Source organism: Arthrobacter cheniae (assembly GCF_003602275.1).
In the GTDB taxonomy this organism is placed as follows: Bacteria; Actinomycetota; Actinomycetes; order Actinomycetales; family Micrococcaceae; genus Arthrobacter_D; species Arthrobacter_D cheniae.
This window is the reverse complement of sequence record NZ_QZVT01000015.1, coordinates 1-24,853: the sequence shown is the minus strand read 5'-3', so window position 1 is coordinate 24,853 and position 24,853 is coordinate 1. Positions and strand designations below refer to the sequence as shown.

The following is a 24,853-nucleotide window of genomic DNA, read 5'->3' as shown; positions in this document are numbered from 1 at the left end:
CCTTTAGGACGCAGGGAAGCGAGATACGGAAGGAGAGGACACGTCGATCGGGCTGACCAGTGCGGGAGAACAAGCCGAACAACGGTGCACGGGTACTTGCAACAGGTCGAGCTCACGTCCTGGGGTTTGCTTTCGCGGATCTGCGCAGGCCGTACTTCGCCGAACTCGCGCACGAGTTCTCCCAAGCCGCCTCCAAGCACGGTTGCCGGGTATTCATTACCGAAACTGAAGGGACGGCCAAAGGGGAGGAAGAAGTCTTCGCCGATGCGCGCTCTGGCTTGGTTGACGGAGTGATTCTGCATTTCGAGAACCGCAACGGAGCCGAGGTCGCAGCCCTTCGAGGCACTACTCCGACCGTATTCCTGGGTGAGGCAGAACCCAGTGCTGAGGTCGACCACGTATCGATGGACAACGTCCCAGCCGCTGTTGACGCCGTCAATCACCTCTATTCCCTGGGCCGCCGGCATATCGCTTTCCTCGGTCACGAACAAGGCATCCTCACCCGCACATCTGCCCTACGTCTCGAAAGCTACCGGCAGGCGCTCACCGCGCACGAGTTACCCCTTGACCCTCGCCTGGAGATCAGCCGCTCCGAGCCAGGCTCCATCAGTGCCGAAACCGCGCTCGGCGCAGTACTAGACCGCGAACCAGCAATGGACGCGATACTGTGCCGCGACGACCTCGCGGCCATCGGCACACTACGCGCGCTTAGAACCCGCAACATCCCCGTTCCAGAAAGCATTGCCGTCATCGGCTGGGACTCCATCGGCCTAGCCTCAAGCCTCACCCCAACCCTCACCTCGGTCGCCGAAGCCGAAAACCTAGCCGCAACAGCACTCGAGCTACTACTCGAGCGCATCAATGGCCACGAAGGACCCGCCCGCCACACAACGATCCGCCACCACATCAACAAAGGCGAAAGCACACCATGAAGCGTCCGGTGAAGAATTCCGTCCGGGCATGCCCTCACCCCTGAATATGTGCACGATGCTCCACCGGCTTATGAAACTGCCCTACCTCAGGAGTGCTGGTTGTGTGACCAGTTGATCGATACTCTCGGGGCATGGAGACCAGTGATGATCACGGGGCGCGACGGGTAGCACTTGAAGCGAAGGTCGTGGGGTCGGCCGAAACCGATGTGGAACTGCGCGCAGGGGTCATGAAGTGCGCATCGAATGGGCCCGCTATTGCAATGCCATACGATGACCTCGCTCGTGGAATAGGCGAAGCCGCACACCGGGTGACCGATGTGCAGGTCGCCAATGTGCGGGCTGCTCTCGGTACCGACAAGGGTGCGTTCGAAGTAGTTCTGGCCGCGAGTATCGGTGCGGGATTGTCACGATGGGACGCCGCTTCCCGCGCGATCAAGGGTGCTGACGATGCGGCTCGCTGAGATCGACCGGGGAGACAGGTTCGGCACGAGGCTGCTGTTCCGGTTCATCTCCACAGTGTCCAGAGCACGTTTCCCAGACGCCGCCCGGGTGGCTTTCTACCATCGCGGCTTCGCCGGGCCGGAACTCAATGCGTGGACGCAGCACACGATGCGAGGCAACAGTAGATGGTCGGTGGCAGAGCGGGAACTGATGGCCGCGATGGTCGCCCGATGGAACGCGTGCCCGTTCTGCGTCGGCGCGCACAGCGCCGTCGCGGTCCACGGGATGGAACCTGCGACCGTGCGAGCAGCCCTCGATGACTACAGCACAGCACCAATACCGGACGAGCTGCGAGCCACCATGCGTTTCCTGGAGAAGATGACGCGCGAACCTCACGAGCTGGACGCGGATGACGCTGGGGCTGTCCTGGCAGCAGGTGTCACGCGCTCCCAACTCACCGACGCGGTCGCCGTGGCCACTGTCTTCAACATCATCACCCGCTACGCAAACGCCCTCGACTTCGAACTCCCAACCGACAAAGAATTCGCGCGCTCTTCGGGAATCCTCCTCAAGCGAGGGTATGCGTAATGAAGCAACAAACGCCCGATGGAAAAATCCTTCAGTGGGACGCTCTGAAGAGGATGAGTTTCGACTGTCCATTGTCGGCTGTGACGCCGTGGCTCGTAGAAAAGCTACCGAGAGCACGGAAGCCAAGCTTCTCGTGCAACCGAATCGAAGCAGTGTTCTGCTCATTTGCGAAATAGTAGGCATGATCGGCATGGAACCGAATCCACTCCAGCCTCGCTTGAGTCAGTGCTAACGCGATGGATGACCAACCTGGGCCTCTCATCGGAGTGCACAGGTCAACCGGTCACGAGCTATTTTCGATTCGTCCCATACTGGAAGAACGGGGGATAGGCCGGGTCGCTGGTGTTATCGGCGATCTGCATGTCGGGAGCGCTTAGCGTGCGTGGAGCAGGCCCGACATCAAGGGTAGGAGCAGTGCTCGGGCGGCGTACATCTCCTTGAACCTTCAGGATGCGCTGCAGAACAGGGTTGGGTCGCCGTCGGCTTTGAACAGCAGCCCGCACGGTACCAATCGGCCGGGGAGGTGCCGCTGGGCTGCATAAGGCGAACGGTAAGCTGGAGACGGTCCAAAGATAGCCCCACGAACGCCCTGACGAGCTAGCACCTCAATGCACTGCTCGTTCGGGGTGAGATTCGTCGACGAGGTTCGTCGTGTCGCTGATGTTCACGGGCGATTCATCGCGCCACTTCGCTGCTCATCAGGTTGCGTCCGTAGCGTGTGGGGTATGAGTTTCGACCTCACCCTGTGCCCGGTGCACGCCCTGTCCGTCCTGCCATCAGGGACCACGGTCGGTGGCATAGAAATCGGTGACGTAGGAGCGATACCAGCAGCGACGAAGCTGCGGCTGCGGGAGGTAATGGAGTTACAGCAGGCCCTGCACAACGCTCACCCGCCCGCTCACACTGACCGCCTGACCCTGATCGGGAACCTGATCGGACGCCCCCTAGCGTCCTTCTCCGAGGTCAGGCGTTACGAGCTGCGGCCTCTGCTGCGGTCTTTGATCGTCCTGTCAGCGAAGAACGATAGCTGACTGAACGCCTATCACATCCGGCCTTAGCTTGTCAGGCGAGCCCAGTTGAGCCGGTCGCAGGCAGCGGGTCGATGGTCACTCTGTACGAGTAGACGTCCCGGCTCTCCAATACCGCTTCGTTGCCACCAACATCGGCTCGAGGAAAAACCCGAGATTCGACACCCCATGGTTCGACGGAGACGATCTGCTCGGTCTCACGCAGAGTAGTTGCTTCAACCTCCTGTTGAGCTTCCCGCATCATTCCTGCAACATCGGCATGGATGTCATCAGGTGTGCGGATGACTTCGACCTCTTCGTACCGCGAATAGATGGTCATGGACTCGAGGCTAGACCCCGCCCACGGATTCCTTCGAGTAGCTTATGAGGCTGGACTGCCGAGCGATCGGTCGTGAGCGCCCCTCTCCCGCCCCGCAGGAACCGCCGTTGAGGGTTTTTGTGGTCAACCCCGGGCCATCATCACAGCGACAGTCTTCTGACTGTGTTGCCGGATCAACATCGGCTAGCCGAGAGTCACAGTGTCAGTCACAGGGGAAATCATCCCGTCACGTTCAGGGCCTCTCGCACCTGTCCCAGCCGGTCAGGCTCTTTGGGCGCCTGGTTGGCCGTTGCGGACCACGAAGGAAGCATCAGCTATGGCCGGTGAGGTGGTGTCTGAGGCTGAGGCGACCACGAGGTAATCGCTGCGGAATTCATCCGGGGTCACGGTGCAGCGGGTCCAGCCTCGTTTGTCCGGATTGATGTAGTGGGTGTGCGGATTCGCTGGCAGTCCGTTCTTGATTGCCTGTGCCCAGCCACAACCGGAGCTGATCGAGGTGCCAACGAATTCGGCGGCAACGACGTTCGAGGAGGGGTCGGCGTGGTCGAGCAGGACGTCGTTGACGAAAGCGGAGTGCCAGTCGCCGCTGAGGATCACCGGGTTGGACGGGTCCTGCTGGTTGATGAAGTTGGTGAGGCGGTTGCGGGAGACGACGTAGCCGTCCCACTGGTCGTGGTTGACCGACAAAATCTCGGAGGGGTCGTAGTCGTACTGGGCCATCATCGTTTGCTGGGCCAGGACGTTCCATCGGGCGGGCGAGGAGGCGAGGCCTTGGAAGAGCCATTGTTCCTGGGCATCGCCCATGAAGGTGCGCGAAGGGTTGTACACGTCTGGGTGCTGCGGGCCGCCGGGGAAGTTTTCCGTGAGCTGGTCAGATCGGTATTGGCGGGTGTCCAGGACATGGAACCGTGCCAGGTTGCCGTAGTCCAGGCCGCGATACAGGACCATGGCCGGTCCTGTGGGGCGTTGCGGGCGGCGCAGCGGCAGGTGCTCGTAGTAGGCCTGGAAGGCGTTGGCGCGTAGTTGGAGGAAACGCTGCGGGTCGTTGGAGGCCTCGTTGTCGGGTTGGGAGACGCCGTCGGCCCAGTTGTTCTCGATCTCGTGGTCGTCGAAGGTGACCACGAACGGGAACCGCGCGTGTGCGGCCTGCAGATCGGGCGAGCTCTTGTACTTCGCGTGGTTGTTGCGGAAGTCGGCCAGGGACTCGTGGTTCTTGCCCTCGTAGGTGTAGTCGCCCACGTGGACGACGAGGTCAAGGTCCTCCTGCGCCATGGTTCGATAGGCGGCGTAACGGCCGCCAGCCCAGGACTGGCAGGAGGCCAGCGCGAAGGTGATCCGTCTCGGGTCCGACCCGGCCGCAGGTGCGGTTCGGGTGTGCCCGACCGGGCTCTCCTCAGCGCCGACGCGGAAGCGGAACCAGTAGTCGGCAGATGGGCGCAGCCCGTTGACCTCGGTGTGCACGGAGTGTGCCAGCTCCGGGGTAGCGCTCTCGCTGCCTGCTTTGACCACGTTGCGAAATTCCGGGTCAGTGGCAACCTGCCAGTTCACCTGGACCTTGTACGGGGGCATTCCTCCGAGACCGTCTGCGGCCTGGGGCTCCGGTGCGAGACGGGTCCACAGCACGATGCCGTCAGGAGTGGGATCACCGGAGGCGATACCTAGGGTGAAGGGGCTTTGAGGAAAACGCGGAGCTGCCCAGGCGGGAGCTGTGGAAAGCCCGTACAGGGTGGCCGTCGCGGCCGCTCCTCCGGACCAAGCGAGGAAACCACGACGGGACGGAGCGAAGGAACGCGGGATAGTGACTCCTTGATGATGTGAGGTACTGACCCGTTCACTCAAGCAACTGAGGTGAGCCACGTCATGAACTGCGCACGAAATCGACACCAATGTCGCCCGCCCCCTGCCCGATGGGTTGAGTGAACATCGTCCTGCCTGCAGCGGCGGCTAGGGTCGAACCCATGGCTAGACGCATGAGCGACCCCAGGTTCAGGAAGACGCAGTCTTTGGGTGCCCACATGCCGCATGTCACCGGAATCAATGCCTTGGTCGAGTCTCTCCGTGAGGAGCCTCCCGCCGGCCGCGGCTGGGGACCCGGGACCCATGACCAGTGAGGCCAAGGGCTCGGGCATGCTGAGCGTCGAGAATGATGACGACACCGCGGCCCTGCAATGCGAGCCGCTCGACGCAGCGGAGATCGCTCCGATTGACATCACACCCTGGAACACCTACCCCTGGTACCGGCACGACCAGACATCCGGACTCACCAGCCAGCAGGTCACTGAAGGAATCGAGCCACTACTCCGGCTGATCAACCTCATGCCTCGTCTCAACGTCGTCCTTCCGCAAGGGAGTGAGGCCCAGCTGCTCTGGAAGCGATTCACACGGAAGCATCCTGACATCGCCGGCCGGTACGCAGCGGGGGAGTCACCCCCGGCGGACCGCTCTTCGGCATCCGGAACCGTCAGAGCGAGCCAGGCGGGAGCAGCGGCGCCGCGAAGCATTCCATGAGGTTGCTGCACTGCTCGGTGTGACGGACTAGGGCCGGGTACGACGAAGCCCGCCGCGGTGGCCGCCTCGAGCGGCACCAAGCCGGCAGTCGCGAGGAGGAATCGCTCAGATACCCATATCGTCGTGAACGCCGACGGTGGCGAACGTGACCTTGCCATCGGCTCCGCGCCAGAAGTGCAGGCGCCGGGCGGAGGCCGTATTCACCTGGAGGGACACCCTCCACGCAGTCCCGTAGATGGGGTGTTCGCGAAAGGTAGTGTTACCTTTGGCTCCGGTTCTGAGGCGATGCATTTCCCTGCCTGGCATGGAATCGGCGATCCCGGTGAGGACCTCGACGGTGACCGCGATGATCTTGGTTCGGTCAATGCCTTGAACTGATTCAACGCTGTCGATAAATCCTTCGTCGAGTCCGTAGGCCTGCAGGGGCATGGAGATCTTGGACGATGCAGGAATGCGGGCCACCCACTCCAAGTACACTTCGTGGCGGAACTGGTCCGCGCGGTCAGCAAAAAGCGGGCCGGTGTCGCCGACAGCGGTGATATCCCGTGAAAGCTGCCGGGCACGGGCGGCACGGGTGCGCTCGGTGAGGATGCTCTCACGCAGGCGTTCGCTCTCGTGCGTCAGCCGGGCGTTTTCCGCAGCCAGGGTGTTTGCATCCCCAAGCGCGCGAGTAAGGTCCTCGGCCATCTCAATCCTCTCGCGAGTCAGCAGGGCAATCTGTTGCTGGGCGCGGTCCAAGGCGGCGCCGCCGGCACCGGGGGTTGGTACGGGGGCGGATGGCTTCTGCCTTTCGGTCCCTATGCGCAGCTCGGTGACCTCTGACTGAAGCCGCTGGTTCGTCTCGTCAAGCTCGTGCAGGGTCGACCGAATCAGCTCGAGCGCTGAACCGATGTTGGTGTGGGTCGCCGCTTGGGGGACAGGCACAGGCAGATCAGAGCCATCGGCCACATAAGCCGGTTCTGCTTCAACCTTGAGGAGAGGAGTGGGCTGAAGCTCGGCGGTCATGACCTTCGGCTCAGCGACAGCTATCAGTTCGGCTTCGCCCGCGGGTTCTCGGCCGTTGGGACTCCAGCTAATCCATGGCGGGGCGTTAATGCAGAACGACAACGCTTCGGTAACCGTTCCGGGCTCCGCGTTCTCGACGGGGGACACCTTCCAAGCCTTGCCGTCGGCGCGGCCGGAGAGTTCGATGCGGACGGCGATGACTTTGCCCTGCTCCACGGCCGAGGTATGACGAACAACCAAGCCGGGAAACAGAGCGATCTGCTTCTCGTTCAGGACCAAGGCCGGGTGGATAACGCCCTGCGGTGCGTGGGCGACTGCTTCGTTGACCGTGTGAATCCCGGAGGTGATGGTCAGTAATCCCTCCCTGACCGTGCCAGCGAGCTTCTGGCCGGGTGCGAACATCCGCTCGGGCCCAATCCCTGGAGCCAGTACGGAGGTATCGATGCGAGCCATGCCGTCGGCGAGTTTCAGCAGCACGCCGTCGGGGGGCAGCAGGATCGCGACCTCAGCTGCCACGATTTCGGGACTGTTCGCTCGAACGGGGGTGCTCGAGGTGGTCCTCGGGGGTGCGTATGGGTCCATTTTCTCGACGTCCTTCGCGAGGAGGTCGACAGCGTCGCGTCCCTCGGCTTCGGAGTAGGCGAGCCGAAGCATGGATATTCTTTGATTGGTGTGCCAGGCATTCCCGGTCGGGTAGGAGCGGGCGCTGCCGCCATAAACGGATGTCTCATCCGGCATGGCCTCGTCGAAGGGATATGCGACCGCAGGGGTGGCCAAAAAGTAGACCGCTGCTTTGCTCCCGAGTCGTTGGGCGACGGCGGCCGGATTGATCATCGGCCCCTCCCGTGTGGAGGAGATGACCACCACGGGGTGCTCGCGCTCGGGGTGGCACAGGAGGGCGGCGAGCTCGTTTGCTCCGACCTTCGAATCGACGGTTGTGTAGCTGGCTGATGCCGCTGGCGTGGTGATCATTGGGGCCTCCGACGTGGGTTCTAGTCACCATGTGTGCGGACGACGGGGGACACCTTTCCCGAGCCGGGTTTGGTGCTGGCTTGAAGCCAGCCTAGCGGCGTTGGCAATCGAGGCAGCCCGATGAGCAGCACGATGCCGACCGAGCGCGACATGGTCGGTCCGGTCTCAAGTTTGCTCACTCGCGCCAGGAACTCCGGTATCTATGCGTCGGCCGCCGTCGTTCAGGGCAAGCTCGACGAGCTCACTGCGGCGGGCGCCTCCGAGGAAACCCGCACTGCCCTGTACGAACTGGTAAGTGAGGTCTTCGCAACCGATTCCCTGCCCATGCCGAACGCACCGCTCAGGACCGTCACCACCGTGCAGCGCGGGCGTTGGCCTCCATGTCGCTCGATATCAGCCGCCACACGTGGACTCAGCTCACGACGGAGCAGAAGGAGTGCCTTGCCGAGGGTCGAGCGCTGGTGGCGCGACTAGACGCGACTAGAGGTGCCGCACGATCCGTGGCCCGCTGGTGATGATGGGCTCATGGTCGACATCACTGCCGAATACCTGGCACAAGCAATGGAGGACGCATCATCGTCGTTCGCACCCGGGGAGCTCGCCAGCAGGCAAAAACAACTGTGAGTCTTGCAGTGGCTGGTTTGGGACCAGCTGACAGTGTTGATGCCGGTGGTTCTGTCTGGTTCGTGACTCGAGAGGATCGGTAACTGGACCTAGCGAACGCCCGTGACGCCCGCGCTTAGCCGTGCCTGGCCCACGGTCGTCCGATTCATGGCTCAGTATGCTGGTAGGCATGGGAATGTTCCCGATGAAGTTCTGGTGTGCCACCTCGGTGGTCCCGCGGCAGGCGTCCCGGTGAGGGCCTTCGTGCCGGGCGGTGTTCTGACCGTACTGCTGCTGATTACCGGCTGCACCGGCAACGCCGAGGTGACCGGTCCGACACAACAGACGCCTTCCGGGTCCGTGCGTGCGTCGAGCACACCGAGCACACCGAGCACACCGAGCCCGTCGCCGCCAGCCGTAGAGTCTGCTCCTAGTGTCTCGCCGAGCAGCCCATCGGCTTCTTCTACGTCGCTCGCCCCCGGCGAATTGATCGTGCTGAATCGAAACCTGATTGGGGCGGCCTGGGACAACGATGTCGCCGAAGCTCGCCGGCTCATCGACGCCGGCGCTGACGCCAACTACGAGGACGAGACCCAACAGAGCGCTTTCCTCATCGCGGCGAGTGAGGGCTACCTCGAGCTGCTGGACCTGACCTTGGGCAACGGTGCTGACGTCCACGCGCGCGACAGTTACAACGGCACGGCCCTGATCCGCGCCGCAGAGCGCGGCCACGCGGACGTGGTGCGAAGGCTGCTGGAGACCGACGTGGACGTTAACCACGTCAACAACCCGGGCTGGACCGCTCTGCACGAGGCAATCATCTTTGGTGATGGCTCGCCCCGGTACGTGGAGACCGTGCGGTTGCTCGTCGACGGCGGCGCCGATGTGAGGCTCCCCTCCCAGCGCGACGGTGTGACGCCCTTGCAGCACGCCACGTCCCTGGGCTTCCAAGAAATCGCTGCTATTCTGCGCAACGCGACGGAACAGTAGGCCGCGGGCGTCGCCACAACAGCATGGGAAGTGTCGCCACTATCGACAAGAGCCGTTGCGTGGCCGACCGGAACGATGCTCACCCGTGACGACCCGGGATCGCGAGGGGTTGGCGCGGAGGGTGTCTGTGGAAGGAAGCCATCCGTGTTTCGCGAACGTTGAACGGGACGCTTTGGGGCGGTCTAGCACGCCAGGTGGCCATGGTTCGTGGCCCAACAGTAAGAGGGACTTGGCAGCGGGGCGAAGGTGCTGCGCGGATAGTCGTGTCGAGCGTGCGTCGTGCGGACGCGGACCAATCGCCGTCACGGAGTTCATGATGCACTTCGTGACGCTGAGAGCTGGGGCGCGAGGGTTGCTTGCCTAGGGTCTTTCGCCTGTCCGGCGCGGTGGCATTTTGCTCGTCGTAGTCGCCGCCGGCACCGGCACGCAATCCGTGCGACGTGAATATCCTGATCCCGCGCTACGAAGCAACGAATTTGCCGAGCGCGGCCAGGAGGCGGTAAACGTCCTCGTCGTTGTTGTACGGCGCCAGGCCGATCCGCAGGGCGGCGCTATCCTCGAGGTTCAGGCGACGGAAGGCTTCGTATGCGTAGAAGGAGCCGGCCGGCGCGAGAATGTTCCGATCCGCGAGGAACCGGTAGGCGTTCGCGGAGGACCGGCCCGGGAACGTCACTAGCAGTGTCGGTGTCCGATCGTGAGCTTTGGAGTGCAGCGTGACGGCGTCGCCCAGGTCAGCCAGCCCTGCCTCGATGCGGGAGCGCAACGCGAGTTCGTACTCATCGATGACGTGAGCGGATGCAAGAAGGCGCGCACGGCGGCCGGTATCGGCGCCGGGCGCAATCGCGGCGAGGAAATCCACGGCCGCCGTGGCGCCGGCCATGATCTCGTACGGGAGGGTGCCGAACTCGAACCGCTCAGGAACCGCGTTCGTTGACGGCAGCAGCTTGTCCGGCTGCAGCGACTCCAGCAGTTCCGGGTCGGCTACGAGAACACCGCAGTGAGGCCCGAGAAATTTGTAGGGCGAGCAAGCGAAGAAGTCGGCTCCCAGCGTTTTCACGTCGACCGCCGCATGAGCGGTGTAGTGCACCCCGTCCACGTAGACCAGCGCGCCGACCGTGTGCGCGGCATCGGCGATGCGGCGCACCGCCGGTTTCGTACCGAGCAGGTTCGAAGCGGCGGTGATCGCCACGAGTCTCGTGCGCTCAGTGATCGCGGCGGCGACGGACGCTTCGTCGATCTCCGTGGTCTCCGGGTCGAAATCGATCCAGCGCACGACGGCGCCGACCGCGTCGGCTGCTTGCAGCCAGGGGCGGATATTGGAGTCATGATCCAGGCGTGACACTACGACCTCGTCACCGGGCTGCCAGGTCTTCGCGAGGTGGCGGGAGAAGTCATAGGTGAGCTGCGTGGCGCTTCGCCCGTAGACGACACCGCGAGGATGCTCCCCAAGCAGGTCAGCCATCGCCTCCCGGAATTCGCTGACCGCCGATTCGGCGTTCCTCTCCGAGCGCATACCGGAACCGCGGTTGGACAGCGGCCCGGTAATGGCGTCGGCTATCGCGGCTCCCACGACGGCGGGAGCTTGCGTTCCACCGGGGCCGTCGAAATAGGCAGTGCCGGTGAGTAAGGCGGGGAAGTGCGCGCGGAAGGCCGTGATATCGAAGGTCATGTCGTTACTTTCTCAGGGGAGCGTCGATACGGGAAACGGCGTGGGCGAGAGCCGTTGTGGATCAGTTCGACAAGTTCACTCGAAGCGCCACACGAGCCGGTCCACGCCGATCGGAGCGGAGCGGCACTGGATGTAATCATGGCGCCACGAAGTTTCGCCCGAAAGTGTCTTGAAGCCAACTCTTTCGTCATGAGTCGACGTCTTTGCTTACGAGACAGGTGGCAAGACAATGCAGGTGCAGTAGGGGCGGGGGAGTGGCGTTGTCTCGTCCTCGTGTCTTGCAACCAACGGTTGCAAGACACCGCCCATACTGCAGTTGTCGCTGAAATTCACCGCGCGCTCGTCATACATTTCACCGTACGGAATGTTCGTTCATCGACGGCTGAGCACTTAGCAGCCCGAAATCATTCCGTGAACGTCCAGGCTGAGAAACCGACTCACGGACCCTTGGGGCTTATCTCTTCAAAGAGCCTTGTCCCTCCACCGGGCCGGCGGATGAATGGCGCACTGCCGACGCTGAGTAGGGTAGGGGCCGCCGGGTGAGTTCTTCTGGGATGAAGCCGTGACAAACCATGCTCGCAGCAGGGGAACCGCGGCTTACCGGCGGTCCCCTTGCCACACTGGGTGCATGAGTATCCAGCTTGTACCAATGCCGGCGGAACGGTTCCCTGAATGGCTCGACAGGAGCCGGACCGATTTCGTAGCAGATCTCGTCGCCACAGGTGAATCGCCCGAAGCCGCACATCGGCAAGCCTCCGAAGCACTGGAGGGCGCCTTCCCTGCCCGTGAACCGACCGCCAGCAACGCCGTGTTCGACGTCGTCGACAGGTCCGGGACGAAAGTCGGCTACCTCTGGGTCGGCCAGGACGGCTCGGATGACGAGACTGCATGGTGGATCTGGGATGTATTGATTGAACCGGGACATCAGGGCAAAGGCATCGGCCGGGCAGCGATGCTGCTTGCCGAAGAGTACGCACGATCACAAGGAGCCCGCACCCTTGGGCTCAACGTGTTCGGGGCCAACACCGCGGCCCGAGGGCTGTACGCCTCCCTGGGATACGAGACCACCAGCGTGAAGATGAGGAAAACGCTCTAACAAGCAGTCCTCGAGGCGAAGTACATGTGGGACGACGAGGGAGCCGAGGTGAGGTGTCACGTCCTGTCGTCTTGCCACCCATCGATTGTGAGACATAGCTTGCTGCTTTGCTCGCGCATCGGAATCCGCCTGGCTTGATCAGTGGTTGCTCAGCGTACGCTCGGCTAGTGGAGGCAATCGGAAGGGTGTTGTCATGGCAGTCGAGCACCACGCAATAGTTGTTGGCGGGGGCATTGCCGGTCTAGCTGCGGCGGTTTCTCTCGCACGTGAGGGCTGGAGGGTGACTGTGCTCGAGCGGACGCGAGCTTTCGTGGAGGTCGGTGCAGGCCTGGCAATCACTCCTAATGGGATGTCGGCTCTGGCATCTCTTGGCGTTGACGCTGCTGTCCGCGATGCAGGTTATCGGGTACGTTTGGCCGGTACCACCGATGAACATGGCTCCTGGTTGTTGCGCGTTCCTCTCGCCAGTACATCCAGCTCGGCCCAGGAGGTTTACGGGATTCACCGACAGGACCTCCACGGCTTGCTGCTTGCCGCAGCTCAAGGGGCCGTGTTGATAAGCGGTACCCGGGTCATCAGCGTCACTCCGGGTACACCAAACGGGCCCAAGGCACGGGTGAGCTGTGTGGGCGCGAATGGTGCCGTGTCCTATGATGCCGATCTTGTCATTGGGGCTGACGGTCTTCGCAGCACTGTCAGGGGCCTCATTGCTCCCAGGACAGCGCCTCGGTTCAGTGGCAAATCATCGTGGCGGGGAATTGTTTCTGACTCGGCGCTGGTGACAGAGGATTTCACTATCAGGTGGGGTCCGGGAACAGAGTTCGGGGCCGTACGTATCGGAGCTGCTCAGGTGTACTGGTACGGGTACACCTCCTCAAAGGAAGGCCATCATTGGCCTGATGAAAAAGCTGCCGCTATCCATCATTTCAGGAGATGGGCAGACCCCGTACAACCTCTCATCGATCGCACCCCAAGCGATCAGGTTTTGCATCACGACGTCTATGACCTCGCCCCTGACCTCAAGACCTATATTTTCGGACGGGTGGTACTCATCGGGGACGCAGCACACGCCATGATCCCCACCATGGGACAAGGAGCGAACTCCTCACTGGAGGACGGCGCCTGCATCGGACTTCTGATCGGTCGACCCGTGAACGAGGGAGTGTCCCTGCAATCCGCATTATGCGCTTTCGATACACTCCGCCGCCCCCGCACGCAGAAGATAGCCCGCCAATCACGAAGCGCTGGGCGAGTCGGAGCCGACCTTGAAGGCAGGATCAGCATCACTGTTCGCAACACCCTAATGAGGATGGTGCCCGCCGGACCAGCAATGAAAGCAGGAGCATCGGTCCTCAAATGGACAACCACCACCTGAGCACGCACCGATTACGCCCCATCTTGAGGGGTTTTAGATTACCCGGGGCCGGCGAGGGAAGCACCTTTCGGTACCGGTGACGAACGAAGGGGCATCCGCAATGAGTCAGTCGCCAAGTCGTGGTCAGACAAGTACAAGACGTGTCAACATCTCTGGTGATGCTTAGCGATTTCCTCTCGCGGTCAATGACCGGCATTTGGTAAGACTTGGCTCTTAGACGCCGAGCTGCAGTACTCAGTGTCCGCATGCCGATCCCTCTGCGTGCAGCGGCCGTGGATCATCCCGATCTAGGTCATCGTGATTTGCGGCCTGTGTAGGACGCAAGGATCAGCACTCCTGTAACCGCGGCACCGGCGTAGGACCACGGCGCACCCCAGTCAGCATCAGGTTGGAGCGCAGCAAGCACGACGAGTCCTACTGATAAGACCAGTCCGATCAGTGCTGGCAGGTTGCGTTGTACAGGCAGGGCACCGAAATACAGTTGCGCCGCCGGAACCAGTGGTAGCAGCAGAGCAGCCGGGTTCGGCAGATACACGCAAAGAGCAAAGAGCAGCGATGCACCTGCGTACAAACCTGCGAAACCCAGCACCTCGAGGAACTTCCTCCGGAGCCGGTATCGGCTCCACCGCTGACACAGCATGACCCAGGCCGGTAGGCCTACCAGCCAGAAGGCCGCCCAATACCCACCACCGATGACGGTGAATCCGGTCAGGACAAGGCCCGGAGCCGCGCATCCGCATATCAGCTTCCACGACACACTTGGCCATATCGGCGCCAGCATCGCAGCACATACCAAGATCTGGGCCGCTACGATCAACGCGAGAACCCATGATTGCGGCACCATGATGAAGCCGCCCATCAGCACAACCTCGGCGATACCCACCGCAGCAGCCATGGCTACAACCGGTGATTGCCCATCCCAAGCAGTCCCGATTCGCTGTCGGTTGTCCTGATAAGCAAGACCCATGTCCGAAGTATCTCAGCCTATTCATCACACACTTGCGGTCGGGAAGAGGCAGCGTTCTAAATCCGTCTGCTGAGAAATCGGCTTACGCACCTTTCTCGTTGCATCGGGGTGCACGCAGCTCAACTCTTCCCACGACGGACTGACTCACCAGGAGGGCGTATGGCGCGCTTGGCTTCATGCGGCCACTGCAGCCTGAGGACGTCCTTCAGCAGTATCTTCAGGAGGGCCGCGATGCCCTGCAATGGAAGTTGAGCGGGCTTTCGAACTACGACATTCGCCGCCCGCTAACCCCAACCATCACCCAAAGGTAGCAAGTCATTCACGTCCCCGGTTCTCTCACCAAGGGAAGTACGAATTGCGCCAGTAAGCCGACCCGTCAGCCGGCCGCTGTGAAGAGGATGAGCTCGGATTGTCCGTTGTCGGCTGTGACGCCGTGGGCTTCGGAGAAGGCACCGAGGGGGCGGAAACCGAATGCCTGATGGAGGTGGATGGAAGCGGTGTTGTACTCAGCAGGCGATGTGTCTGATCAGGGTGGAGACCACCGCGTCGTAGAGTCACCAATCCTGATCGCCCTTGTGGGTGATGTCAGTCATTGCCTTCCTCCTTGCGTAGCTGGCGACGCTCGTAACGGTTCCGGTCAAGGTCGAATGCTTCCCGTAGCAGGACTCTGACAACACTGGTGGTCCTCGTGCCCGGATTGATGACCGCCAGCCACCCTGCATCGCCATACACGGGGTGCGCGAAGATACTGTCGATCGAGTCCGGGCTTGCGGTGCTGTTCTTCGCCCACTCCGGGAAGGAGTTTTTCCCCGGGTGGATGTTGACCCGGTAGAGACCCTCACGGTGCAACTTCGACTTGTGATCGCCGGGGTAGTCCTTGGTGACGATTGTCGCGAACGGTTGACGGTTCGCTGGCATGACGTGATCGGGCGCGTAATAGAAAAAGGTGTCACCCCATACGACCTCAGGGGTCCCATCGCCCGGTCCCGGGCGAACCACTAGGGACCCTTCCCATCCTTTGACCAATTCGATAATCATCGACGTATCCATACTTGAAGCTTGCAACTAAATTCAGGTGAGGGCGGTCCGCCTTCGGACGGTTTTGCCCCATTGTTCGTATCGGAGACCGGGGTCGGTGTTTCGGTCCTTTATCGACCATCACGAGTCAGGCCGAGGGTTGCAATGAGGTCTTCGTGCAGCTCGAACCACACGCGGTGACAGGAGTCGCGGTCAGTGCCGGTAATCCACGCGGCGTCTGCGCCAGCCAGTGCTAGGGCTGCGGTGAAGCGGTGGTGGTAGCCGGCGAACCGCTCCAGATGGGAAGTTAGACGGTCCTCGATTCCCGCCAGCGCGGCCGCGGGGCCCTCCAAGGTTCTGATCGTGTCGGAGAGGGTCGGGTGGTGCGCCCCAATGCCCAGTTCTGCCAGCTGCCAGGCTGAGCAGGCCGTAGCCACAACTGCATTGAGCGATAGGAAGTCTTCGTGGACTGCCTCGACTGCTGCGCGGGCGCCGACCGCGTCGAGTTCCGCCGCCAGCAGCCGTTCGCCATGATCTTTGCCAGCTTCCGTCAGTGACCACCCGCCATCACCGGCGTAGGAGGTGTAGGCGATCCAGCCGTGCGCTTCAGCGCTCAGGAGGTACTCATTGACCTCGCCTTCGGGCTGACGAACATGGGCGGAGATGCGTGCGAGGTCGGCGTAGCCCTGGGTCCGCACGGCGTGCAGCACACGGACGTTGGGCGGGGACGTATGGTTCATTGCTCTCCTGATGCTTGGGGTGGTTGTGACGGTGCCTGCGGTTCCGTCGATGACGACGTGCTGTCCGTCGGTGAGCGCGCCCATTGCCTTTTCTGCTGCCAGAACGGCTGGAATGCCGAATTCGCGAGCCACGATCGCGGCGTGAGCGAGGAGACCGCCGATCTCGGTCACGACCGCCGCGGCGCGAGCGAGCAGGGGCGTCCAGGCAGGTGAGGTGGTGCGGCAGACCAGCACCTCACCGGCTTCGAAGCGGGCGAAGTCGTCGAATCCGTGCACGATCCGCACGAATCCCTCCGCGGTGCCTGGGCTGGCTGGAGTGCCTGTCGCCACTACCCGGCCGACAGCCCGCCCGTCGCGTTGCGCAGTGTCCGGGGTCGTCGCGATGGGGCTTGCGGTGATGGGACGGGACTGCAGCACCCAGGTTGTACCGTCGGCGATTGCCCACTCGATGTCCTGGGGACACCCGAACACCGCCTGGATCCTGAGCCCCAGCGCGGCGAGCTGGCGGACCTGCCTGTCTGTCAACGGTGGGCATAGGTCACTGGCTTGGCGGGTGATGGCTTGGCGGGTGATGGTATGGCCATCGACGACCCAGGCCCAAGGGGTTACGGTTCCGTCCGCGACGTCCTTGCCGAGCCCGCGACCGGCCTCGATCACCACCTCGTGCGATCCGGTGACCGGGTGCCGGGTGAACATCACCCCGGCGACTTCCGCGGGAACGAGGGCTTGCACGATCACGGGGACCACCATGGCCGGCTCTTGCCCCATCCGGGCCGCATAGGCGACGGCTTCCGGACTTACTCCGGAGCGGGCGGCGCGACGCACCTGGTCAATCACCTGTGCCGGTTCGGTGAGGTCGAGAGTGGAGCGCAACTGGCCGGCGAACGACGCTTCGGATCCGTCTTCCCCCAGCGCGGATGAGCGCACGGCGACCGACGCTGCGCCCGTGTCTCGCAGCGCCGCCCTGAGCTCGTGCACCCAACTGTCGCCGCTCAGTACATCGAGGACCACGAATCCGGGTGGGACGTCGAACCCGGCGCGCAGCAGGTGGGCTAGGTTCGCAGCCTTGGCCCCACACTGCTCATCCGCATCCGTAAGAGGAACCAACACTGCTCAGGGCTCCGTCCCTGGCCCGCTCGTTCGAGCCAGCACCCGGCTCAGTCGCTGTTGGGCGGCCTGTGCCGATCCCAAGCCCAGCGCTTCCGCGATCTCTGGCCACGTCATTTCCGCGTCACGAGCAGCGAACAAGAGACCGGACTCGACCTGGTCGAGTTCCGCCCGGGCGGCGGCGAGCAACCGCAACCCGGCACGCAAAACGGCCTGATCCGTAGTCTCGACGTCGCGGGCGGACCACGCAGCGAACCAGACCAGATCGGTATCAGAGGCAGGCTGGCGGGGGTGCTGCCACGGGCGGCGAGGGAGGCCATCGGCGCCGGCCTGCTTCAGCGTGGCACGGAATCGATCCAGATCGGCGGCGTCATTCTGATCATCGGAGGGCACTTCCCCACTTCAATGCATCAACACGTTGTTGTCAACAAGTTATTGATTCGCGGCGCTGTAATCTGTTCCTTCCCGATGAAGTGAGCGCGACTAAGGGTGATTCGTGTGGTGCGCAATGGCCGACGCCACAGCTATTGTGCAGTGGAAACCTGCCTCAGGGTGGGGACAGAGTGTGCCTGCTCCGTCTGGTCGCTGTGTCTCGTACGCCGGGGTGTTATATGACAGGTGCCGTACTCTCCCGCGTCGTGCCGATGACCCGAGACGGTCGGATGGAGGCTCTCGGCCTGTCTTAGGAAGCTTCAGGTTTTCGACACCTTCGTGGGATGACCTAGACCGAGGTTTCGGTTCTTGACCAATTGTTCTTGAACGTTCATTCTTTAACTGTGGGTCGCCCTAGAGAATTCAACATCGAATCAGCCATCATCGCCGCGACGAGGCTGTTCATTACCGACGGGTACGAGGGCTGCTCCATGGATCGACTCGTGCAGAGCACCGGCATACACCGAGGAAGCCTGTACGCAGCTTTCGGAAGTAAACGGGGCATCTTCCTCGAGTGCTTACGTACCACTCTGACGGACACTGCCGATCCTCCAAGCTCATCCGAGCTGCTGCTCGTGGCACTGGGAGAACTAGCAGCGCGAGATGACGAGATTCGGGCCCTCTGCGCACAAGCCATCAAAGCCCGAGGCGAGAACGCGGCGCACGAGCTGGGGATACAACTGCTGGCACGGGCCGGCCTGAACGAAGGACACGTATGAACACGGTATCGATCGACACGACACACCGACGCCTCGTCATCAAACCACGAGGACTCGACAAGCTCTGGGGCTTCACACGTCGGATTGAAGTGCCCATGGACCAGGTACGAGGAGCAACACATGACCCCGGCGTCGTCGAGGACTACAAAGGAGTGCGCGGACCGGGTCTGGGCATCCCCGGCCACAAGTGGGTCGGCACCTGGCGGAAAGACGGCCAGCGACACTACTGGAACGTTACCGGAGGCAAAACCACGATCGTCATCCAGACCACAGCCGAACGCTTCCAGCGGCTGTACATCAGCGTTGAAGATCCCCGATCAACCGTAGACCTCATCAACGCCGCACTGACCGACCAGAACCGGCAGTAGACGACGCACGAACAAGGTACCCTGCGCCCACTTTCACCGTCCCGGGTAAATGCCCATCCCGTAGCGGGACGCCGTCGCTACGCTCCCGGTTTGCCAAAAGCCCCGGTGAGGTACCGGATTGCGGGCGCCTCTCATGCCAGCAGGACGCCGAAGGAACGGCTGTTCAGTCAGATGCTCGTACGAAGGTGAGATCGCGAACACGATGCGCGTCTTCAAAGCCGCACTAGACGAGCATGTCGAACCTGATTCGCCATCCAGCGATAAGATTGCGGCATGAAAACGGACGAAAAGACCCTGACCCGGGTCTACCGTATGCCGTTCTCTGCGGTGTATCCCCACTACGTCACGAAAGTGGAGAACAAGGGCCGCACTAAAGCCGAGCTGCACCAGGTCATCACGTGGTTGACCGGCTTCGATGACACCGACCTCGAGCGTCATCTAGCGCAGGAGACCTCGTTCGAGGCGTTCTTCGCCGACGCACGCCTGAACTCCAATGCCCCGCTGATTACCGGCGTCGTGTGCGGAGTGCGCGTCGAAGACATCGAAGACCCTTTGATGCAGAAAGTTCGCTATCTCGACAAGCTGGTCGATGAGCTGGCCCGAGGCAAGATCATCGGGAAAATTCTGCGATCCTGACCCCTGTTACGACCGCGGGCTCTCATACGAGGCGAAGGCCCCATTGCCGATGCTGATCGTGGTCAGTTCGAGCATGCGGGTCACCGCCCAGGAGAACGTACGTCGAGCCATCCTCGACCGCGCGAAACTCATTCACCAATTGGTCAGTTGAGGGGGTAGTCATTCCCTTGCTCGGTTGGTTGGTGTCATGAAGTTGCCCCGCCTGAGTCATGAACTCACGCCGTCAACATCACGGTAAGCGGGGCGGGGTGAAACTTGGTGAAACTACTTGCGAGGCGTCACTGCTCCACCGCGCGCACGGTTAGCGGCAGGTGCCTTGGCCCGGGTGTCGGTAACCCTGGCCCCGATGTCAAGCCTTGGGGGCTTCATCGGCTTTTGCCAGGTTCGGCACGTCCGGTCCGTCGGCATCCTTGAACTCGGCAGTGTCGGCCTTGTCATCTGCCGGGGCATTGGCCTTGGGGGCTTCATCGGCTTTTGCCAGGTTCGGCACGTCCGGTCCGTCGGCATCTTTGAACTCGGCAGTGTCGGCCTTGTCATCTGCCGTGGCATTGGCCTTGGGTGCCTCATCGGCTTTTGCCAGGTTCGGCACGTCCGGTCCGTCGGCATCTTTGAACTCGGCATCAGTCTTCGGCGCGAGGGCGTTGTCGAACTCGGTGTCAGTCTCGGGGTCCATCTTCGGTGCCTCCAGTTTGTCGGTCTCGATCTCGGTCAACTCGGTGAGGGCGTCAGCCTGCCCCTCAAGCTCGCCGTTCTCCGTCTCGTCGGACGCGTCGAAGTGACCGGGAAGGGCGCGCTCGAACTTGAGCTTAGCCTCATCGAGCTTCCGCTGCGCGTCCTGCGTCATGTACCCGTACACCTTCTTCGCGTCCTCCTGCGCCCGTGCTGCAACCCATAGGTTGCGAGGTGAATATGGGAGAACGTCGCTCAAACATCATTTCCCAGCTTAGATTGACTAGCACCCGTTCTTTTTGACAGGTTCTTGCTGTTATTAAAGATGGTCGTGCCTCCGTTCCGCATGAAATCGCTAGGTGTTCGAGGGGCCGCTGTGCGAGTCGACGTCCCCGAGCCGTCAACAATCACGGACCGACACGGGTTGTTCTTCATCGAGCAGTTCATGTGTGAGGAAAAACTAGTCGCCTCGAACACATCCTCGTCGTCAAAAACATGCGTAGCGCGTTGCTTGTCACTGTTCTCGTGGAGCCACATCAACATGTCGCCGGCAGGCTCCGTTGCCAGTACGGATAGTAGCTGGATGTCGCTCACGAAGACTCCTCATTCGAGGATGTAGGAGCCTCCGCAGCGGGGCGACAAGGCCGGCCTCGGCGTATTCCTACACATCTACATTTCGAGGTTTACTCACCCGAAGCAGCAGATTTCACGTTCCCCTACCAGGGCTTCAACATCGACCCTAAAGCGATCCTCAAGGAGAAAGACGCGCGGCCATCATCAGCGAGCGGGTGGGCGGAAGGTGACGAGCATGCCAAGGCCCGCGATCTGAAGGGCGAGGACGGCGCAGGCGAGGACGACGATGGCAGGACGACGATAGAGGGGCGAATGATCGGCGTGCGGCCGGGCGGACGGTCGCTTCAATTGCAGGGCGCTGAACTCCATGTCGATCCCAGTGCGGTGTGAACAAGCCCGCAGGTGATGAATAGGCTCCTAGTATCCACAGCACGGCAGTGTTTCGTTGAGGATCTAGAGCGTCTACAGAGCGACCATCGCGACGGGCCGTTGTCATCGATCATTCGCGAAACTCCAGGTCCGGTGCGTCCAATGCGTCCGTCAGTTGAGATCACCAACTCTTGTCTCACTTCTCCTTGATGTCTCGGTTTCGTTTGCGGAGCTCCTAACGCCTTCTTCGCGGTCGCCCTCTCTACGCGGGTGAGCGGCCTCGGGTTCGTCGGTTGGTTTGGGCATCATTTGGCTTGTGGCCTCGGTCAGCAGGTTTCTCACGAGCCGGACGCGCTCGGTGTCGTGCCCGTGCTTGTTCATGACCTTCTCGAGTTCCGCGAGTGCGTCCCGCAGCGGTGGGATCTCTGCCTGCTGGATCACCGCCGGCAGGGCTGCATCGAGGGCGTCGTCGAAGGCGGCGCGGTCCTTGTCCTGCAGACGTGGTATGAGTCGGGCGAAGGAGTGCAGGATCTTCGCTGTCGTCTGGGCCTGTCGGGATTCCGAGGAGCCGACCAGGAGGGTGGACAGGGCGACCAGTCCCCGCTCGACGGCGCCGTCGGTGTAGACAACGGGGAGCTCGTCCTGCCTGGTGCTGCGCTCGGAGCGGTCGCGCTCACCCGCCATGAGCCACCGGCCTAGGAGGTCACTGAGAGTGCGGATCGCGGTCGACGCTGTCTGGGGGCTTTGGGAGGCGCTGGTGCCCGTTTCCCAGGCGATGTTCTCCAGTTGGTCCAGTGCGTAGCCGGATTCGACATTCACGTCGCGGATGTCGTCGATGCCGAAAGCATCGATAACGTCGTCGTCGTAGCTGGAATCCTCCGGATCGATGTTGACGAGCCGCACGAGGAGATCGTCGAACACCATGTATTCGCCCAGTCTGCCCTCGACGATCACTTCGACGTCGTCCCCGGCCGAGGAGGCAATCGCTCCGAGCTTCTCCGTGTCGACCGTGACGACGAATCCTGTATCCATAACGTGGATCTCGCGCTCTGGCCGATCCGGGTCGGAGTGCCGTGCCATGCGGGTCCGGCCCAGCATCTTCAGCTCCACCTCGCGGGCTTGCAGCGCGAGTTCATGGATGGACCGCACTACCGACTCGGGGCGCATCTGGTCGATCGTCGAGTGTATGAGCATGAGCAGGACCACGAGGGACGCCACCACCAGGACGAGTGTGAGGGCCGCGCTATAGAGCGGGGCGGGCTGTTTGTGAGCCAGGCCGAGGACGAGGAAGGAGAAGGTGGTGGCCCCGATGAAGAACCCGAAGTACACCTGGTTCGCGGTCCTGCGGAGGAACTGGTCGAAGACCACGGGGGTGAGCGAGCTCGCTGTCTGCTGTACCGCGAGCAGCAGGACCGAGAAGGTGATCGAGGTGACCGTCAGCAGGCTCGTGGCCACGGCGGAGAGGAAGTCGACGGCGCCCTCCTCGGAGACGACCGAGCGCACGAGGGTACGGAAACCGGCATCGTCAGGGGTGAGGCGGTCCAAGAGTGACACCCCCACAGCGACCAGGCAGAAGACGGCGGTCAGGATCAGCGGTAGGCGAAGGAATTCCGCTACCCCGCGCTGGAACCGGTTGGCTTCGTGGAGGCCGCCCGAACTGCGGAGCGGGTCATGGCGTGCGCCCGAAGATTTGAAGGCCATCCATACGGTCTATCACCAGGGCTACCGGAGGCGGGCGGAAACTTTGCGGTTGCCCGGCCCGGTCGGGTGGCGCCGAAGGCTCGGAGCCAAGGTACTGCTGGTAGCGTCCGGGTGTCGACGAGCGCCCGTGTCTGTCGACGAGCGCCCGTGTCTCTTGCCACTTTCGGTGCTATTCACTCAGGCCCGAATCCGGCGGCACAGCGTCAGGGTGACCGTGCCATGTACACCGCCTGTCTTGAGGTGAGCTGCCCAGTACTGGTCAGGTGGTGGGTGGGTATGGGCAGACCTTGTAGTAGTCCCTGCTGATCATGCCCTCGCACCACCAAGATCAATTTGTTTCGGCAAGCCGGTCCTTCATTGGGACACCTTCTGACCTCCCGGCCCGCGGTAAAAATCCAATCGTTTCTCGAGGTTTTCACACGCTGCGCCGCTCTGGCGTCTGCGCAGACGAGTGTAGGCATCTATTTGCTCGAACTCGTTTGCATCGGCCTGTGAGCGGGACCCATGGCGCTGTCCTTAGCCGTTATTGAGCCATTGCCTAGGACGGTCTAGATCGGCGGGTAAGAGTGTGCGTGCGTCGCCTTGAGCGGCGTTGAGTTGGGCCTGTGTCAGATAGAGAGCTTTGGAAAGGTCGGCCCCTTCGAGTCGGGCGTCTCGGAGGTCAGCGCCGAGCAGGTCAGCGCCGGATAGGTCGCAGCCTCGCAGGTCCGCGGCGATGAAATACGCGCCTCGAAGATCCGCACCACATAGCGATCTGGACCTCATCTTCTTGCCCATGAGGTCCGCTCCCGGGATAAGTGCAGCATCGAGGTGATCATCACCGGTAGCGAGGTATGAGGATCGGACTTCTTCGCTGACGTCCATCAGGACGGACCGAACCCTGGAATGCAGATCGTCTAGGTCAATGGCCAGCACCTGCTGCGTGTCGCTCATCGCATTCTCGATAGCCTTTCTGAATTCGTTGACTTGGTGCGAGGTATCCGGGTCGAAGGTCCTATTGGTGGCTTCTGCCAGGTACCAGAGCATCTCGTGGAGTTGGCGGACTACCTTGAACGCCGGGAACATGTTCTTCGCTGTTCCCGGATCCGATCTCCAGCTGATGCCTTGAAAGAGGTTCTGGGAGACGTGCTGGCCGGCCCCAAAGCAGTCGAAGACGGTGCAACCACGGAAGCCTCGCGGTCGAAGGCTGTCGTGGATGGTGCAGGAGAAGTCGGAGTCGAGGTTCTGGCAGGGAGTCCCTGCTGGTTTGTCGATGGCGAAGTCCGTGCTGCGGGAGAATCCCAGGGCGGTGCAGCAGAGCGCAAAGCAGTTACCGCAATCAGGGCGCAAGGATCCCCGGTCGAGGGATGGTGAGGAGGACGCGGTGGAGTCGTTCGAGGTGAAGGGCATGGGAATCTTTTCTGGATGAGTTCGGTGAAGGACCGGGTGCCAGGGGAACTCGTGAAGGAGTTCCCTTCGAGGGCACACGGAATCATCGCTTCCAAGGGAAGCGAGCGGGAACCGCTGCATCGACTCTGGGTCACAGAGAAAGTAAGAATGTCACTGCGGCCAAAATAGCATGGCGCCCGACCCGTTCAAGAGTCGATTCAAGCTCCTGCAGGCGACCTTGAGCATTTGTGCAGGCGACCGTGAGAACCGACATACCCGAGATGCCTCATCTCGTCGTTCTGACTCATAAAAGCCCACGGTGAATAGTTTTGAGACGAAACACGGTGAGACAAGTTTCCGAGACAAAAGAAGGCCCGTAATTCCGGGGGAGTGGTTGCGCGGTGCTCGACCTGCTTGGGTGTCTTGGAAAGCTCTGGTGGTCTCAGCCCGTTAGTCCACCACTACTTGCACACCCTAGTCAGGCGAGGTTGCCGCGTGGTGGCTCATAGCTGAGCCCGGGGCTTGCCGGTTAGGTCACCACCTCATCGGGGTGCGGACCGCGTGCCTGCGTCCGTGCTCGTCCCCGATGTCGGAACGAATTTCCAGTCGAATGACCCGTCGTCGTGCAGTGTCATCCGGAGGAACCCGTGGGTGTCACTGA

General features: G+C 62.1%; 26 protein-coding genes. 13 read left to right on the top strand and 13 right to left on the bottom strand.

What is annotated here, in order from left to right:
* Positions 1 to 59 precede the first annotated feature (59 nt).
* The 4 genes from D6T63_RS17590 to D6T63_RS17575 all read left to right on the top strand — a co-directional run bounded on the left by D6T63_RS17590 (position 60) and on the right by D6T63_RS17575 (position 2,992).
* Positions 60 to 932, top strand: coding sequence for a LacI family DNA-binding transcriptional regulator (locus D6T63_RS17590; protein ID WP_120150508.1), 873 nt, complete (start codon positions 60 to 62; stop codon positions 930 to 932).
* A gap of 131 nt (positions 933 to 1,063) precedes the next feature.
* A complete protein-coding gene (locus D6T63_RS19050) occupies positions 1,064 to 1,393 on the top strand; it encodes a hypothetical protein (RefSeq protein WP_147394428.1) in 330 nt (109 codons plus the stop codon).
* Positions 1,380 to 1,961 (top strand): carboxymuconolactone decarboxylase family protein, encoded by a 582-nt coding sequence (locus tag D6T63_RS17580; RefSeq protein ID WP_182977100.1) that lies wholly within the window; start codon positions 1,380 to 1,382, stop codon positions 1,959 to 1,961. Before D6T63_RS19050 ends, D6T63_RS17580 begins: the two co-directional genes overlap by 14 nt.
* 725 nt (positions 1,962 to 2,686) lie before the next feature.
* Entirely contained in the window at positions 2,687 to 2,992 is a 306-nt protein-coding gene (locus D6T63_RS17575) for a hypothetical protein (protein ID WP_120150504.1), read from the top strand.
* A 31-nt stretch (positions 2,993 to 3,023) separates the two neighbouring features.
* Here the strand turns inward: D6T63_RS17575 and D6T63_RS17570 are convergent, their stop codons facing one another.
* Positions 3,024 to 3,308, bottom strand: coding sequence for a hypothetical protein (locus D6T63_RS17570; RefSeq protein WP_120150502.1), 285 nt, complete (start codon positions 3,306 to 3,308; stop codon positions 3,024 to 3,026).
* A 261-nt stretch (positions 3,309 to 3,569) separates the two neighbouring features.
* The gene (locus tag D6T63_RS17565; protein WP_268878035.1) at positions 3,570 to 5,165 is read right to left on the bottom strand and encodes an alkaline phosphatase D family protein; all 1,596 of its coding nucleotides are present in this window, start codon (positions 5,163 to 5,165) and stop codon (positions 3,570 to 3,572) included.
* A 243-nt stretch (positions 5,166 to 5,408) separates the two neighbouring features.
* On the opposite strand from D6T63_RS17565, the gene D6T63_RS17560 reads away from it, so the two are divergent.
* The gene (locus D6T63_RS17560; protein WP_120150498.1) at positions 5,409 to 5,816 is read left to right on the top strand and encodes a uracil-DNA glycosylase family protein; all 408 of its coding nucleotides are present in this window, start codon (positions 5,409 to 5,411) and stop codon (positions 5,814 to 5,816) included.
* Positions 5,817 to 5,921: 105 nt separating this feature from the next.
* Here the strand turns inward: D6T63_RS17560 and D6T63_RS17555 are convergent, their stop codons facing one another.
* A complete protein-coding gene (locus D6T63_RS17555) occupies positions 5,922 to 7,655 on the bottom strand; it encodes a hypothetical protein (protein ID WP_147394426.1) in 1,734 nt (577 codons plus the stop codon).
* 258 nt (positions 7,656 to 7,913) lie between these two features.
* On the opposite strand from D6T63_RS17555, the gene D6T63_RS17550 reads away from it, so the two are divergent.
* On the top strand, positions 7,914 to 8,267 hold the full coding sequence (locus D6T63_RS17550) for a hypothetical protein (RefSeq protein ID WP_147394425.1): 354 nt from the start codon (positions 7,914 to 7,916) through the stop codon (positions 8,265 to 8,267).
* A gap of 621 nt (positions 8,268 to 8,888) precedes the next feature.
* On the top strand, positions 8,889 to 9,386 hold the full coding sequence (locus tag D6T63_RS19920) for an ankyrin repeat domain-containing protein (protein ID WP_235830838.1): 498 nt from the start codon (positions 8,889 to 8,891) through the stop codon (positions 9,384 to 9,386).
* A gap of 460 nt (positions 9,387 to 9,846) precedes the next feature.
* Here the strand turns inward: D6T63_RS19920 and D6T63_RS17540 are convergent, their stop codons facing one another.
* Positions 9,847 to 11,055 (bottom strand): cysteine desulfurase-like protein, encoded by a 1,209-nt coding sequence (locus tag D6T63_RS17540; RefSeq protein WP_120150492.1) that lies wholly within the window; start codon positions 11,053 to 11,055, stop codon positions 9,847 to 9,849.
* A gap of 628 nt (positions 11,056 to 11,683) precedes the next feature.
* On the opposite strand from D6T63_RS17540, the gene D6T63_RS17535 reads away from it, so the two are divergent.
* Together D6T63_RS17535 and D6T63_RS20280 are read left to right on the top strand one after the other, a co-directional pair.
* Positions 11,684 to 12,151, top strand: coding sequence for a GNAT family N-acetyltransferase (locus tag D6T63_RS17535; protein ID WP_120150490.1), 468 nt, complete (start codon positions 11,684 to 11,686; stop codon positions 12,149 to 12,151).
* Between the two features lie 193 nt (positions 12,152 to 12,344).
* Complete coding sequence (locus tag D6T63_RS20280; protein ID WP_120150488.1) at positions 12,345 to 13,526, top strand: FAD-dependent oxidoreductase; 1,182 nt, start codon at positions 12,345 to 12,347, stop codon at positions 13,524 to 13,526.
* Positions 13,527 to 13,818: 292 nt separating this feature from the next.
* Here the strand turns inward: D6T63_RS20280 and D6T63_RS17525 are convergent, their stop codons facing one another.
* The 3 genes from D6T63_RS17525 to D6T63_RS19915 form a co-directional block, all read right to left on the bottom strand.
* Entirely contained in the window at positions 13,819 to 14,493 is a 675-nt protein-coding gene (locus tag D6T63_RS17525) for a hypothetical protein (protein ID WP_147394424.1), read from the bottom strand.
* 585 nt (positions 14,494 to 15,078) lie between these two features.
* The gene (locus D6T63_RS17515; RefSeq protein WP_120150484.1) at positions 15,079 to 15,543 is read right to left on the bottom strand and encodes a DUF6194 family protein; all 465 of its coding nucleotides are present in this window, start codon (positions 15,541 to 15,543) and stop codon (positions 15,079 to 15,081) included.
* Between the two features lie 98 nt (positions 15,544 to 15,641).
* Positions 15,642 to 17,360 carry a PEP/pyruvate-binding domain-containing protein gene (locus D6T63_RS19915; RefSeq protein WP_120150482.1) on the bottom strand — a complete coding sequence of 573 codons (1,719 nt, stop codon included), beginning with the start codon at positions 17,358 to 17,360 and terminating at the stop codon, positions 15,642 to 15,644.
* 57 nt (positions 17,361 to 17,417) lie between these two features.
* Here D6T63_RS19915 and D6T63_RS19400 point away from each other — a divergent pair, with 57 nt between their 5' ends.
* From D6T63_RS19400 to D6T63_RS17490, 4 genes are all read left to right on the top strand, one after another.
* Positions 17,418 to 17,834, top strand: coding sequence for a hypothetical protein (locus D6T63_RS19400; protein WP_182977098.1), 417 nt, complete (start codon positions 17,418 to 17,420; stop codon positions 17,832 to 17,834).
* Between the two features lie 299 nt (positions 17,835 to 18,133).
* Positions 18,134 to 18,508 (top strand): TetR/AcrR family transcriptional regulator, encoded by a 375-nt coding sequence (locus tag D6T63_RS17500; protein WP_182977097.1) that lies wholly within the window; start codon positions 18,134 to 18,136, stop codon positions 18,506 to 18,508.
* Entirely contained in the window at positions 18,505 to 18,876 is a 372-nt protein-coding gene (locus D6T63_RS17495) for a hypothetical protein (RefSeq protein WP_120150476.1), read from the top strand. Before D6T63_RS17500 ends, D6T63_RS17495 begins: the two co-directional genes overlap by 4 nt.
* A 273-nt stretch (positions 18,877 to 19,149) precedes the next feature.
* The gene (locus D6T63_RS17490; RefSeq protein WP_120150474.1) at positions 19,150 to 19,512 is read left to right on the top strand and encodes a DUF2200 domain-containing protein; all 363 of its coding nucleotides are present in this window, start codon (positions 19,150 to 19,152) and stop codon (positions 19,510 to 19,512) included.
* A gap of 6 nt (positions 19,513 to 19,518) precedes the next feature.
* Here D6T63_RS17490 and D6T63_RS20060 read toward each other — a convergent pair whose 3' ends face one another.
* The 6 genes from D6T63_RS20060 to D6T63_RS17475 form a co-directional block, all read right to left on the bottom strand.
* Positions 19,519 to 19,644 carry a hypothetical protein gene (locus D6T63_RS20060; protein WP_268878034.1) on the bottom strand — a complete coding sequence of 42 codons (126 nt, stop codon included), beginning with the start codon at positions 19,642 to 19,644 and terminating at the stop codon, positions 19,519 to 19,521.
* Positions 19,645 to 19,861: 217 nt separating this feature from the next.
* The gene (locus D6T63_RS17485; RefSeq protein WP_147394423.1) at positions 19,862 to 20,356 is read right to left on the bottom strand and encodes a hypothetical protein; all 495 of its coding nucleotides are present in this window, start codon (positions 20,354 to 20,356) and stop codon (positions 19,862 to 19,864) included.
* 80 nt (positions 20,357 to 20,436) lie between these two features.
* Positions 20,437 to 20,775, bottom strand: a complete 339-nt coding sequence (locus D6T63_RS19045) for a hypothetical protein (RefSeq protein WP_147394422.1) — start codon at positions 20,773 to 20,775, stop codon at positions 20,437 to 20,439.
* 183 nt (positions 20,776 to 20,958) lie between these two features.
* Positions 20,959 to 21,123 (bottom strand): hypothetical protein, encoded by a 165-nt coding sequence (locus tag D6T63_RS19395; RefSeq protein WP_182977096.1) that lies wholly within the window; start codon positions 21,121 to 21,123, stop codon positions 20,959 to 20,961.
* 171 nt (positions 21,124 to 21,294) lie between these two features.
* Entirely contained in the window at positions 21,295 to 22,824 is a 1,530-nt protein-coding gene (locus tag D6T63_RS17480; protein WP_120150470.1) for a DUF2254 family protein, read from the bottom strand.
* A gap of 516 nt (positions 22,825 to 23,340) precedes the next feature.
* Positions 23,341 to 24,213 (bottom strand): pentapeptide repeat-containing protein, encoded by an 873-nt coding sequence (locus tag D6T63_RS17475; RefSeq protein ID WP_120150468.1) that lies wholly within the window; start codon positions 24,211 to 24,213, stop codon positions 23,341 to 23,343.
* Between the last annotated feature and the right edge of the window lie 640 nt (positions 24,214 to 24,853).